Origin of the sequence: Ruminococcus sp. 5_1_39BFAA (genome assembly GCF_964240875.1) — a bacterium.
Taxonomy (GTDB): Bacteria; Bacillota; Clostridia; order Lachnospirales; family Lachnospiraceae; genus Blautia_A.
The window spans coordinates 217155-230463 of record NZ_CAXSVO010000004.1; the positions used below are offsets into that span (position 1 = coordinate 217155).

Consider the following 13309-nt stretch of genomic DNA (forward strand, 5'->3'; position numbering starts at 1 on the left):
TGAATAACTCTTATTTGTTAGCAATAGCTGCCTGAGCTGCTGCAAGACGTGCGATCGGAACACGGAATGGTGAGCAGGAAACATAGTCCAGACCAATCTTGTGGCAGAATTCTACGGATGTCGGGTCTCCGCCGTGCTCACCGCAGATACCGATGTGCAGGTTCGGGTTAACCGGTTTTCCTAATTTGATTGCCATTTCCATTAACTTGCCAACGCCAGTCTGGTCGAGTTTTGCGAATGGATCGTTCTCGAAGATCTTAGCGTCATAGTAAGCGTTCAGGAACTTACCAGCGTCATCACGGGAGAAGCCGTAAGTCATCTGGGTTAAGTCGTTGGTACCGAAGCAGAAGAAGTCAGCTTCTTTTGCAATCTCGTCAGCAGTCAGAGCTGCTCTCGGGATCTCGATCATAGTACCTACTTCGTATTTCAGATCAACGCCTGCTGCTGCGATCTCTGCATCTGCAGTCTCAACAACAAACTTCTTAACGTATTTCAGCTCTTTGATATCGCCAACAAGCGGAATCATGATCTCTGGTTTGATGTTCCAGTCAGCATGAGCTTTCTTTACATTGATAGCTGCACGGATAACAGCGCTTGTCTGCATCTTAGCAATTTCCGGATAGGTAACTGCCAGACGGCATCCACGATGTCCCATCATCGGGTTGAACTCTACAAGAGACTCGATAACAGTCTTGATCTCTTCTACAGTCTTGCCCTGAGCCTCTGCAAGCTTCTTAATGTCCTCTTCCTCAGTAGGAACGAACTCATGAAGCGGCGGATCCAGGAAACGGATGGTAACTGGGTTGCCTTCCAGTGCTTCGAACAGTCCTTCGAAGTCTTCCTGCTGATATGGAAGAACCTTCTCCAGTGCTTTCTCTCTCTCCTCAGCAGTTGTGGAGCAGATCATTTCACGGAATGCATCGATACGTCCCTCACCGAAGAACATATGCTCGGTACGGCAAAGACCAATACCCTCTGCGCCAAGCTCAACAGCTTTCTTTGCGTCAGCCGGAGTATCTGCATTTGTACGAACCTTCAGAGTTCTGTATTTGTCAGCCCATGCCATGATTCTTCCGAACTCACCAGCGATGGTAGCGTCTACTGTCGGGATGATTCCCTCGTAAATGTTACCGGTTGTACCGTCGATGGAGATGCAGTCTCCTTCGTGGAATTCTTTACCAGCCAGAGTGAATTTCTTATTCTCTTCGTCCATAGCGATCTCGCTGCAGCCGGATACACAGCACTCACCCATACCACGTGCAACAACGGCTGCGTGAGAGGTCATACCACCACGAACAGTCAGGATACCCTGTGCAGATTTCATACCTGTGATATCCTCTGGGGATGTCTCAAGACGAACAAGAACAACCTTCTCGCCTCTCTCTGCCCATTCAACTGCGTCATCAGCAGTAAATACAACTTTACCGCAAGCAGCACCAGGAGAAGCACCAAGACCTTTACCGATCGGGGTAGCAGCCTTTAATGCAGCAGCGTCGAACTGCGGATGAAGAAGTGTATCAAGATTACGCGGATCGATCATTGCAACTGCTTCTTCCTCACTTCTCATTCCCTCATCAACGAGGTCACAAGCGATCTTCAGAGCAGCCTGTGCAGTTCTCTTACCGTTACGTGTCTGAAGCATATATAATTTACCATGCTCTACGGTAAACTCCATATCCTGCATATCTCTGTAGTGGTTCTCCAGAGTTTTGCAAACCTCTTTAAACTGTACGAATGCTTCCGGGAACTTCTGCTCCATCTCGGAAATATGCATAGGTGTACGAACACCAGCAACAACGTCCTCGCCCTGTGCATTTGTCAGGAACTCACCGAACAGACCGTTGTTTCCTGTAGCCGGGTCACGGGTAAATGCAACACCAGTACCACAGTCGTCACCCATGTTACCAAATGCCATCATCTGTACGTTTACAGCGGTTCCCCAGGAATATGGGATATCGTTGTCACGACGGTAAACATTTGCACGCGGGTTGTCCCAGGAACGGAATACGGCTTTGATAGCGCCCATTAACTGCTCCTTCGGATCAGTTGGGAAATCAGCGCCGATTTTTTCTTTATATTCAGCTTTAAACTGGTTAGCCAGCTCTTTCAGGTCATCTGCTGTAAGCTCAACATCCAGAGTCACGCCTCTTTCAGCTTTCATCTTGTCGATAAGCTCTTCGAAATATTTCTTACCAACTTCCATAACTACGTCAGAATACATCTGAATGAATCTTCTGTAGCAGTCCCAAGCCCAACGAGGATTGCCGGATTTCTCAGCCAGAACGTCTACTACTTCTTCGTTTAAACCGAGGTTCAGGATGGTATCCATCATACCTGGCATGGATGCTCTGGCACCGGAACGAACGGAAACAAGCAGAGGATTTTCTTTGTCACCAAATTTCTTTCCGGTAACTCCTTCCATTTTGGTAATTGCTTCCATGATCTGAGCCATGATCTCATCATTGATCTGTCTTCCGTCCTCATAGTACTGAGTACAAGCTTCAGTTGTGATGGTGAAGCCCTGCGGTACAGGAAGACCAAGGTTTGTCATCTCAGCAAGGTTTGCGCCTTTGCCGCCCAGAAGATTTCTCATGTTTGCGTTACCTTCTGTAAACATGTAAACCCATTTTGCCATTTTACATTTTCCTCCTAATAAATTTGTTCGTCGACATGAAATATGTTTTCTATACGCACATAATTATTTTATAGATTTCTTGTAGAATAGTCAAGGTTATTCTGGCAAAAAGTTGGCAGATTTTTAGTATATATGGCAAAAACAGGGTGCATCACCCCCATGATGCACCCTGAATGTCAATTCTGCATTATATAGTTTTTCCTCATCCAAAAAAGGCAATTTATTTCTCTCTTTTCTTTCTTGTGACAGGTTTCGTCAAAACAAGATGTCTCGGCAGACCATTTACCATAATTGGCTGGTAATCGCCCTGGATCAACGGCTTGATGTAATCTACGAAATCTTTGGTCACGTATGTTGCATCTTTATTCATCCAGCTTCTCGGAACCAGCTTCTCCTCATTTGCAATACGATGTACATCGTAGATTCCTGTTGCAGCCATATACGGGTCATCGGAAACACGGTCAATGACGATCATCTTTCCGGTATCTCCTTCGTCTGCTGCCTTAACAGCTGCACCGCCTACCATGAATGCCTCGTCAATATCCACGCGGGATGCCATATGGGAAGCGCTTCTCTGTAAGGTGGAAAGCTCTACTGCACGTGTCTTACAGTCGCACTCTGCTGCCAGGAAGTTTGCCAGATAAGTGGCAGTTCCCTGAAGCTGCTTGTGTCCGAATGCATCCACATAATCGCCTGTGCTTCCAAGCTCACAGACATAACGTCCGTCAGCCAGCTTAATACCCTCGGAAACAGCGATCACGATGGAAGACTTTTTGCTTAACAGTTCTTTTACCTTAACCAGGAACTTGTCCACATCAAAGGGAACCTCAGGAAGATAAATCAGGTCCGGACCATCGCAGTCCTCTGTCTTTGCAAGCGCAGTTGCTCCGGTAAGCCATCCTGCGTTACGTCCCATGATCTCCATAATGGTGATCATATTTTTCTTGTAGGTAAGTCCCTCTGCATCGCGGATAACCTCTTTTGTGGAGGCGCCGATATATTTTGCAGCACTTCCGAATCCAGGTGTGTGATCCGTAAGAGCCAGGTCATTGTCGATTGTCTTTGGAACACCAAGAAATTTCTGTGTCTGTCCTGTAAGGATCGCATAGTCAGACAGCTTCTTAATAGTATCCATGGAATCGTTTCCGCCGATATAAATAAATGCGTCGATATCCAGTTTATTTAAAATTACAAAGATCCTCTCATAAATAGAACGGTCCTCATGAATCTCAGGAAGCTTATAACGGCAGGAGCCTAAAAAAGCAGATGGTGTTCTCTTTAAAAGCTCAATATCCAGCTCGGAATGGATCTGAGTGGACAGATCGATATACTCCTCATCCAAAAGTCCCTGGATTCCGTGGAGCATTCCGTATACCTTATCAAATCCACGTTCAATGGCGTTTTTATATACGCCTGCGAGACTGGAGTTAATTACAGATGTAGGGCCTCCGGACTGTCCTACAATGATGTTTCTTTTCTTAGCCATGGTCATCATCCTCCTCTAAAACGGCCTATGATTGTCAATATTAACAAATCGTGAAAAAAAAGTCAATAAAAAACTGTTTAATCTATATATTTCATTTGAAAACAACTGCTCTTTATGTCGTCAAATTGATAAATATGTGCTATACTGAAAAGGCTTAATGTATATTTTTAGGAGGTTTTGGTATGATTCGCACTTTAGAGAATGAATTTTTAAAGGTCAGCATTGATGACCATGGTGCAGAGCTTGTAAGCATCTGGGATAAGGAAAAATCACGGGAGGTCATGTGGCAGGCAGACCCGGCCTTCTGGAGCCGCCATGCGCCGGTGCTTTTTCCTAACGTAGGCAAGCATTTCGGCAATCACTACCGGATAAATGGTCAGGAATATCCGTCCAAGCAGCATGGTTTTGCCCGGGATACCGATTTCCGGTGTGTCGATTCCACTCCGGATTCCGTAACCCACCAGATCCGGTTCGATGAAGCCACAAAAGAAAATTATCCCTTTGATTTTGTGCTGCGCATCCGGCATATTTTAAACGGACGTGGTCTCACCATAAGCTGGAAGGTGGAGAACCACAGCGATGGTCCTATGTACTTTACCATCGGCGGTCATCCGGCCTTCAACGTGCCGGTTCTCCCCGATACCAGACAGAGCGACTACCGCCTGACCTTTGACGGACAGGAAAGCCTTACTTATCTTCTTCTGGATCCGGAGACAGGTACCGCCCTGCCGGATAAGCCCAGGACACTCACGCTTGAAAACGGCTCATGCCCCATAGACGAGCACATGTTTGACCACGATGCCCTTGTTTTTGACAACCAGATCGCCCGGGCAGGAATCGCACTTCCGGACGGCACGCCTTATGTGGAGGTCCGCTGCACCGGATTTCCGAATTTCGGTATCTGGGCCGCTCCCGGAGCCCCCTTTGTATGTCTGGAGCCATGGATGGGACGCTGTGACGACTGCGGATTTTCAGGAGAGCTTTCTGACAAACCCTTTATCAATACCCTCGAACTGGATGAAATGTTTGAGACAGCCTATTCCATTGAAGTTTTTTGATATTACGCCAATACAAAAGGTGTCCCCCAGGCCTGTATGACCTGAGGGACACCTCTTCCTTTTTATAAAATTTCTCCCGCTGTCTGCGACAGCAGTCACAGATTTTTAGAATGTAAATTTATCTGCAAAATATGCATCAAGCTCATCAATCTTCACACGAACCTGTTCCATGGTGTCACGGTCACGGACTGTTACACAGCCGTCTGTCTCGGAATCAAAGTCATAGGTCACGCAGAACGGAGTACCGATCTCGTCCTGTCTTCTGTAACGCTTTCCGATATTTCCGCGGTCATCATACTCACAGTTGTATTTTTTGGAGAGCTGCTGGTAAATCTTTTCTGCGCCCTCAGCCAGCTTTTTGGAAAGCGGCAGAACGCCTACCTTTACAGGAGCCAGAGCCGGATGGAAATGAAGAACAGTACGTACATCGTTCTTTTCTGCATCCAGGACTTCCTCATCGTATGCGCTGCACAGGAAAGCAAGCACCATACGGTCAGCTCCCAGTGACGGCTCGATTACGTAAGGAATGTATTTCTGCTTCTTCTCATCATCAAAGTAGCTTAAGTCCTGTCCGGATACATTCTGATGCTGTGTCAGATCATAATCCGTTCTGTCTGCAATACCCCAAAGCTCACCCCAGCCGAATGGGAACAGGAATTCCACATCCGTGGTAGCCTTGCTGTAGAAGCTTAACTCTTCCGGAGAGTGGTCGCGGTAGCGTACCTCATCCTCCTTCAGTCCCAGGGAGCTTAACCAGTCAAGACAGAACTGCTTCCAGTATGCAAACCACTCCAGATCTGTATCAGGCTCGCAGAAAAACTCCAGCTCCATCTGCTCAAACTCACGGGTACGGAAAGTAAAGTTACCCGGTGTGATCTCATTACGGAAGGATTTACCGATCTGAGCGATACCAAACGGAATTTTCTTACGTGAGGTTCTCTGCACGTTCTTAAAGTTTACAAAAATACCCTGTGCAGTCTCCGGTCTTAAGTATACGGTGTTCTTTGCATCCTCGGTAACACCCTGGAAGGTCTTAAACATCAGGTTGAACTGACGGATGTCTGTAAAATTGTGCTTTCCGCAGGTAGGGCAGGGAATCTGATTTTCTCTGATAAAGTCCATCATTTTTTCCTGTGACCAGCCGTCCACGGAACCGCCTTCGATCGCAATTCCTTTTTCTGCGCAGAAATCCTCGATCAGCTTATCTGCACGGAAACGCTCATGACACTCTTTACAATCCATCAGCGGATCGGAAAAACCGCCCAGATGTCCGGAAGCAACCCATGTCTGCGGGTTCATCAGGATCGCACAGTCCACGCCCACGTTATAAGGGGACTCCTGTACAAACTTCTGCCACCATGCACGTTTTACGTTGTTTTTCAGCTCAACGCCGAGATTTCCGTAGTCCCAGGTGTTTGCCAGGCCGCCGTAAATCTCGGAACCCGGATAGACAAATCCTCTGGCTTTTGCCAGAGCCACGATTTTCTCCATTGTTTTTTCCATGATATCTCTCCTCATTATCTTTGTTAAATTTCCATTTCACAATGCCAATATTATACTAGCATCCCTTCTGTTTTTCAACCGCAAATCCGCACAAATTCAGCACATCATTTCCAAAATCTGAAGACTTTTGAATTTTTTGTCCGTGTTTTCCGCTACATAAGTATGGATATGGCGTTCCAGCTCCCTCAGCGCGTCTTCGCTTAAGGTAAATGTGTAAAGCTTTCCCATAGGCATGCTCACAATATACTGCATGGCATATAGCGCTGCCGGGGAAATCCTTTTCCCATCCGATATGTTTTCCTTTACCAGGCATTCCCGGCAAACCACCCCGTGGCTTTCCTGCGAAAAAAATAAATCCTCTCCGGAAAGCTCCTTATCACAGTACACGCACCGGAAAATCCTGGGCATCAACCCCTGCTCAGCCATCGTGCGCAGCTCATACACGCACCGTACCAGCCTGTCCTCAATCTTTGGGTTCAAAAGAGCCTTCACCGTAATAAACAGAAGATTCATCATCTCCTTTTCGTCAGTGCCCTCTCTTCCGAAGTAATCCGCAAGCTCCAGGAAATAATATCCATAGTAGATCCCCGGCTGGCAGCCTGCAAGCTCCACAAACTGATGCGTAACCTCTGCCTGGTTCAGATTATAACTGCTCCGCCCCTCATACAGGGTAAAGGTCCCGAATACAAAGGGACTTGCCGCCGCCCTGAAGGGGCTGTTTGGCTTCCTGGCACCCTTTGCAAAGGCAGAAATTTTTCCCCTTTCTCTTGTAAGAAGTACGATACGCTTGTCATATTCTCCCATTGGCATTGCAGACAGCACAACTCCCTGTACCGTAATCAGGTCGCTCATAGTCAGATTTCCTTCTTATCGTAGCCAAAGTTTTTCATCATAAAATCGCTGTCACGCCAATCCTTTTTCACCTTGACCCAAAGCTTCAGATTCACCTTGGCATCCAGCATTTTTTCCATTTCGTAACGGGCGTTGGAGCCGATTTTTTTCAGCATGGCGCCCCCTTTGCCGATAATGATGCCCTTGTGGGAGTCCCGCTCACAGATGATCGTTGCCTCAATGTCAATAAGCGGATTCTTTCCTGAACCGGGACGTTCCTTCATCTTATCCACCGCCACGGCAATTCCATGGGGAATCTCCGCATCCAGCGCATGAAGCGCTTTCTCACGCACGATCTCCGCCACGATCTGGCGCTGGGGCTGGTCTGTCACCGTATCCTCATCGTAAAACATTGGTCCGTAAGGCAGGTATTTGAAAATACTGTCAATGATATCCCCTGTATTGTGTCCTCTCAGGGCAGAGCAGGGAATGATCTCCGCAAAATCGCAGATTTTCCGGTAGGTATCAATAGCCGGAAGAATCTCCTCTTTTTTCACCGTGTCAATCTTATTGATGATCAGAATGACCGGTACGCCCACTTTCTGAAGCTGCTCCGCGATATGCCGCTCTCCCGCTCCGATAAAAGTACTTGGCTCTACCAGCCACATGATGGCGTCCACCTCCTTTAAAGTGCGCTCCGCCACTGCCACCATGTATTCCCCCAGCTTATTTTTTGCCTTATGGATTCCCGGCGTATCCAGAAAGACGATCTGTCCTTTTTCGCAGGTATACACCGTCTGGATCCTGTTTCTGGTGGTCTGGGGCTTCTTCGATGTGATGGCAATCTTCTGACCGATCAAATGATTCATCAATGTGGATTTTCCCACATTTGGCCGTCCGATAATTGCCACAAAGCCTGATCTTATATTTTCATTCATGTAATATCCTCTCCTCTTCCCCTGTCACTGCTTCCTTATGCTCAGCAGGTGATAAGGGGTTTGATCTCCTGCAGTACATCCTTTGCTTTCTCCACAGCGCTCTCGCTTCCCACCACGCAGATCTGTCCGTCAGACAGAACAGCCTCCACAATAGGAGCCAGGGCATGGATATCCTCCACCGTAGCATTCAGGATCTGGTCGCGGTCCTTTTGCACCATCTCCTGTGTCAGCCCCCGGAAATAAGCGCTTCTGGACAGAGCTCCCTGCATCTGCGGAGTCCGCGGCACATCCTTGCCGCTGATGGTTCCGATGATATACTTTGTCATCTCTCTCTCATCTGCAGAAAAGCTTCGGATATAATCCGGCACTCCTGCAAATGTCTTCAGCGTCCGGCGCAGATGCGGGTCGCGGTAGGAAACAAAGAAGCTCTCTCCGCTTCGTTTAAAACCGCTCATACAGCCGTATGCACCGCCCTTTACACGGAGATTCATCCATAAATAGTCATAGCTTAGTGCAACCTTTAAAATCTCCAACGCTCCCGTATACGCAAAACCTTTTTTCACAAAATTGCCTGTCTGTGCCACAAACTGAACCTGTCCTGCCGTCTTAAAGCCCTCGTTTTTCTTTTCGCAGACCGCAGGCGTTTTCTTTGCTTCACAGCAATCCTGGCAAAGGCTGCCCTTAAGCGCCCTGCAAAGCTCCTGCATCTCCTCAAGGGATTCCCGCTCTCCGGTATAACTTACCATAAAGCCGGGCGCGGTAACGATCTGACTCATTACAGTCCGGAGCCCTTCCACAATTTCCTCTTTTTTCTGCTCAAAATTCTTTTCCAGGCCTTCAATAAACTGGTAATAGCCCACTCCCGCCATGTCATCCTGGAACTTCGCCATTGGGGAGCCGTAAGATGCACCGCGCAGAACGGCAGTCTGGTGTCCATTTCCCATCAGGCTTGCCTGCGCCCGTGATTTGACTTCCGCAATGATCTCATACAGTCTCTTTGTATCATCAATCTTTGAAGTATTTAAGATCTCACCGATCATGCTGAAAAGGAACTCCAGCTTCGGATAAAGAGCCTTTCCTCTCACAGAAAGCATAGCACGGAATTCTTCTGCATCTCCTGCCCTGTCATAGACCTCCACGCCGCACTGGATACCGCCTGTGCTTCCATTGATCTCGTTAAACAGCTCCCCATAAGTAAACCTCTCTGTGTCCACATAACCCAGCACAGATTTCAGAAGCCCCAGATAATGTACCTTCTCCGGCTCCATATCACGGATTTCAAACATCACATCCACATATCCGATGCCGTTTGTACACACATCATGGTATAAGAACAGATTTCCGTCCAGATCCAGTTCCTCGTTTTTGAAACCGCTTACCTCTCTTTTAATATCCGAACGCTTCAGCATGGGAATACACTCCAAGGCTTCCGGGTCTTCCCCAGCCTCCTGATATTCCTCCAACGCCTTTGTCCGTCTTACCATCTCGTTCAGCGCATCCTCAGAGAGACTGCTTCTGTATGCTTCCAGCTTCTCCTCCAACTCCTTCTCCCGGACGGCTGCAAGACCTTTTCTTGGAACAAGGGTCAAAACAGCGCCGTGAGTATTGTCAAGGAGCCACTGCTGGATCAGCTTTTCAAAATATCCTTCTCCGGCTGCCTTTTTCAGTGCTTCAAAGACAGCAAGCTGCTGCACCTGTGCAAAGGGGTGGCTGTCATCGTAAAGCCAGTCTCCCAGTATATCCAGGCCGTACATCAGTCCCTTTGGATAGGAGGAAAAATCTGCCTCCCGGTATCGAAATTCCATATAATTGATCCCTGCCAGAACAGCCTTTTTATCAATGCCTTTTTCCACAATGCCGGAGAGCACATCACGGATAATGGAAACAAACCTTTCTTTGCTGCTCTTTTTGGCACCCTTTGCCACAACGGTAAAATAGGGCTGCAGAATTCCGTCGTCAAAGGATCCGTAAATATCCTTGCCGATCCCGGCATCCAGCAAAGCCTTTTTCAGCGGGGCTCCCGGCGCACTCAAAAGCGCATAGTCCAGCACCTCAAACGCCATACAGAGCTGTGCGTCCATGGCGTTTCCCACCACCATGCTGTAGGAGAGATACGTATTTTCCTCCTCATCCTCATTCTCTGCAATGGGATATTCTTTTTCCAGGTCCTTTACCTGTGCAAAGGCGGCCTGCTCCCGGATCTCAGAATCCACCTCAAGCGCCTCAAATTTTGACAGGTAATGCTCATCTATAAAGGCAAGCTTTTCCTCTGTGTCCATATTTCCGTAAAGATAAATATAGCTGTTAGACGGATGGTAATAGGTTCTGTGGAAATCCAGGAACTGCTCATAGGTGAGCTCCGGAATGTTATCCGGGTTGCCGCCGGACTCGCAGCCATAAGTGGTATCCGGAAAGAGACTGTTCATGATCTCCCTTTCCAAAACCTCATCCGGCGAAGAAAAGGCACCCTTCATCTCATTATATACAACACCGTTGTAGGTCAGAGGACCTTCCGGCTTTTCCAGGTGGTAGCTCCAGCCCTCCTGCCGGAAAATCTCCTCTTTTTTATAAATATTCGGGAAAAACACTGCGTCCAGATACACATGCATCAGGTTCTGGAAATCCTGATCGTTGCAGCTTGCCACAGGATAGCAGGTCTTATCCGGATAAGTCATTGCATTTAAAAACGTATTCAGGGAACCCTTCACAAGTTCTACAAAGGGATCCTTCAGAGGAAATTCCCTGGAGCCGCACAGCACGCTGTGCTCAAGGATATGGGGAACTCCGGTGCTGTCATTCGGCGGCGTGCGGAAAGCAATAGAAAATACCTTATTTTCGTCATCATTCTCAATAAGCATCACCCGCGCCCCTGTCTTTTTGTGGCAAAGGAGATACCCCATGGAATGAATATCTGCCAAATTCTCTTCTTTCACAAGCTCATATGCCGTTAAACACTTTTCGTTCATTTTTTCCTCCAATTCTTTTTCTCTATATTTTGCCGGTTTTCCAGGCTCTTATTCACACAGGTCCATCCCGCTGTCTCAGACTGCAGCGTTCACTGCCTTGATACAGTAATTATAAATACGCTTATAGGTTCTTGCCTCATAGTGAACTCCGTCATCCAGATCCTCGTACAGCCGTCCTGTAGAAAAACCATTTTCATGAAGCCAGGTATTGGTATCAATAAACTTGAACTTTCCTCTCAGGCCCTTTTGGAGTGCATAATTAAAAATATGGATATCTCCTTCCCGCCTGCTAGCCTTTTTATTCAGCATAGCACCGTTTACTGGGTTGACAGACATGTAAAAGAGTCTGCAGTTTCTTCCTTTCAGCTTATCTGCCAGTTGCTGCATATAGAGGATATATTTCCTGGCTGTCTTTTCTGCACTGAAATACACATCATCTCCGTCATGCTTCAGATCATTGACGCCAAGATTTATGATCACTGCCGTCGGTTTTCCTCCTACTGAGGCAATCTCGTTCATCAAAAGCCTGCTGCCATTTTCTTTAAACCATTTCAGTCCTTTTCCGTTTTTCGCCACAAAGCTTACATTTCTCGGTTCTTTCCTGCCAAATTCATCTTTCAGCGCCTTTTGCATGGCATTTGTCCTGGAATCGCCTACAAAGATCACTTTTGCATACTTTTTGGTATTGACCTTATTCAGATTCTGGTATGTGATATTCTTCTCCGTACTCCTGTCAAACATCACAGCATACAGGGTTAGATTCTCTACCACCCGCAGCTTGTCCCCTTCCTTAAAATCAGGATAGGATTCCGCAAAGGGTCCCCAGGACCATCCCAGAAAAGTTTTTCCGGCAGGATTTTTCACGCTTGGAAGCTCTATGAGAGAATTCTTTTCTACGGTCATGCGCAGCGCTTCATAATCCCTGTCAGTCTCTCCCATCTCATTACAGAAGCTAATGGTGCAGGGGTTGCTTATCACCCGGCGCACTGCATAAAATTTCATGGACTTCCCGACTTTTATTTTCGCTCCCGCCCTATATCTCACAGAACCGCCTGCTTCTAATGACCACCCCAGATTTTTATAGCCTTCCAAGCCGGGAAGCTGCGGCAGATAAGCGTATTCTTTCTTTTTTACGGTCTTCCTCAGTTTTGTATATTCTTTCCCATCTTCACTGTAAAAGCGCAGCTTTACTGCCCCGGTATTGCTTGCCTTTCCAACCTTGTTGCCCTGTGCCTGCACAGGTATACAAAGCATCAGCAAAAGAAACAATGCCGGTACCAGCACTTTTTTTATTATCCTCATCAATCAGCACAGCCCTTCCTCAGGAAAATGTAGCGCATACATCTCTTTTGCTGCTCTTGTGATGATTCCAAGCTCCTCCTGCATCTGAATTGTTTCCGGAAGCTGGATCGCAGTTTCGTAGATGTCGTTTTGGAGCTTCTTTTTTGATTTCTCTGCGCTGATGCTGATAATTCCGCAAAGGGCGCTGTTATAGGCTTTGTCGCTCCCGCAAAGGTCCATGTAAAGCTTTGCCAGATGACAGCATTCCCGGTAGAGAAGCTCCTCGTGAAGGCTGCTCTTTGCCCGCAGCTCTTTAAATTTCAGCTTATCCAGATGCCTGGAAATCTCCTTGCGGGCGCTCTTTGCGCCAAACAGCTTATTTCCCGCACCTCTGTTAAACTCCATAGCCATCCACAGGGCAAGGTAACCGTCTGCCTTCATGTTATTGCCAGCCTCCGAATTGTCGCTGTAGCGCAGGTTCCATATTTCCTTTCGGATGGCATTTGCTTCCGGCTCCTCTCCCGCCTCAATGGACTGGTTGAGCAGCTCCAGCCTCTTAACCGGATCTGCTTCCCGGTAGTATTGTGAAATGGTAGGTGTATCCATATTGT

At 47.4% G+C, this 13309-nt stretch carries 9 protein-coding genes; 1 reads left to right on the forward strand and 8 read right to left on the reverse strand.

The features are described from left to right. Positions 1-10: 10 nt before the first annotated feature. Both ppdK and ACESZH_RS07940 read right to left on the reverse strand, forming a co-directional pair. On the reverse strand, positions 11-2635 hold the full coding sequence (gene ppdK, locus ACESZH_RS07935) for a pyruvate, phosphate dikinase (RefSeq protein ID WP_373214133.1): 2625 nt from the start codon (positions 2633-2635) through the stop codon (positions 11-13). A 220-nt stretch (positions 2636-2855) separates the two neighbouring features. After that, positions 2856-4121, reverse strand: a complete 1266-nt coding sequence (locus ACESZH_RS07940; protein WP_373214135.1) for a 6-phosphofructokinase — start codon at positions 4119-4121, stop codon at positions 2856-2858. A gap of 182 nt (positions 4122-4303) precedes the next feature. On the opposite strand from ACESZH_RS07940, the gene ACESZH_RS07945 reads away from it, so the two are divergent. After that, positions 4304-5179: an aldose 1-epimerase family protein gene (locus tag ACESZH_RS07945; RefSeq protein WP_373214137.1), complete on the forward strand. Its 876-nt coding sequence runs from the start codon at positions 4304-4306 to the stop codon at positions 5177-5179. A gap of 105 nt (positions 5180-5284) precedes the next feature. Here ACESZH_RS07945 and ACESZH_RS07950 read toward each other — a convergent pair whose 3' ends face one another. From ACESZH_RS07950 to ACESZH_RS07975, 6 genes are all read right to left on the reverse strand, one after another. After that, positions 5285-6682 (reverse strand): glycine--tRNA ligase, encoded by a 1398-nt coding sequence (locus ACESZH_RS07950; RefSeq protein ID WP_373214138.1) that lies wholly within the window; start codon positions 6680-6682, stop codon positions 5285-5287. A gap of 96 nt (positions 6683-6778) precedes the next feature. Further along, complete coding sequence (gene recO / locus ACESZH_RS07955; protein ID WP_373214140.1) at positions 6779-7534, reverse strand: DNA repair protein RecO; 756 nt, start codon at positions 7532-7534, stop codon at positions 6779-6781. Between the two features lie 2 nt (positions 7535-7536). Beyond that, the gene (gene era / locus ACESZH_RS07960) at positions 7537-8451 is read right to left on the reverse strand and encodes a GTPase Era (protein ID WP_373214142.1); all 915 of its coding nucleotides are present in this window, start codon (positions 8449-8451) and stop codon (positions 7537-7539) included. A 41-nt stretch (positions 8452-8492) separates the two neighbouring features. Further along, the gene (locus ACESZH_RS07965; RefSeq protein WP_373214144.1) at positions 8493-11417 is read right to left on the reverse strand and encodes an insulinase family protein; all 2925 of its coding nucleotides are present in this window, start codon (positions 11415-11417) and stop codon (positions 8493-8495) included. A 75-nt stretch (positions 11418-11492) separates the two neighbouring features. After that, positions 11493-12719, reverse strand: coding sequence for an InlB B-repeat-containing protein (locus ACESZH_RS07970; RefSeq protein ID WP_373214146.1), 1227 nt, complete (start codon positions 12717-12719; stop codon positions 11493-11495). Between the two features lie 3 nt (positions 12720-12722). Continuing rightward, on the reverse strand, positions 12723-13304 hold the full coding sequence (locus ACESZH_RS07975) for a DUF6553 family protein (RefSeq protein ID WP_373214148.1): 582 nt from the start codon (positions 13302-13304) through the stop codon (positions 12723-12725). Between the last annotated feature and the right edge of the window lie 5 nt (positions 13305-13309).

Excerpts from the sequence above, each read along its gene's own strand:
- ACESZH_RS07975 (WP_373214148.1), bottom strand. The coding sequence starts at position 13,304 with ATGGATACACCTACCATTTCACAATACTACCGGGAAGCAGATCCGGTT.
- ACESZH_RS07965 (WP_373214144.1), bottom strand. The coding sequence starts at position 11,417 with ATGAACGAAAAGTGTTTAACGGCATATGAGCTTGTGAAAGAAGAGAAT.
- ACESZH_RS07950 (WP_373214138.1), bottom strand. The coding sequence starts at position 6,682 with ATGGAAAAAACAATGGAGAAAATCGTGGCTCTGGCAAAAGCCAGAGGA.
- era (WP_373214142.1), bottom strand. The coding sequence starts at position 8,451 with ATGAATGAAAATATAAGATCAGGCTTTGTGGCAATTATCGGACGGCCA.
- ACESZH_RS07945 (WP_373214137.1), top strand. The coding sequence starts at position 4,304 with ATGATTCGCACTTTAGAGAATGAATTTTTAAAGGTCAGCATTGATGAC.
- ACESZH_RS07940 (WP_373214135.1), bottom strand. The coding sequence starts at position 4,121 with ATGGCTAAGAAAAGAAACATCATTGTAGGACAGTCCGGAGGCCCTACA.
- ACESZH_RS07970 (WP_373214146.1), bottom strand. The coding sequence starts at position 12,719 with ATGAGGATAATAAAAAAAGTGCTGGTACCGGCATTGTTTCTTTTGCTG.
- recO (WP_373214140.1), bottom strand. The coding sequence starts at position 7,534 with ATGAGCGACCTGATTACGGTACAGGGAGTTGTGCTGTCTGCAATGCCA.
- ppdK (WP_373214133.1), bottom strand. The coding sequence starts at position 2,635 with ATGGCAAAATGGGTTTACATGTTTACAGAAGGTAACGCAAACATGAGA.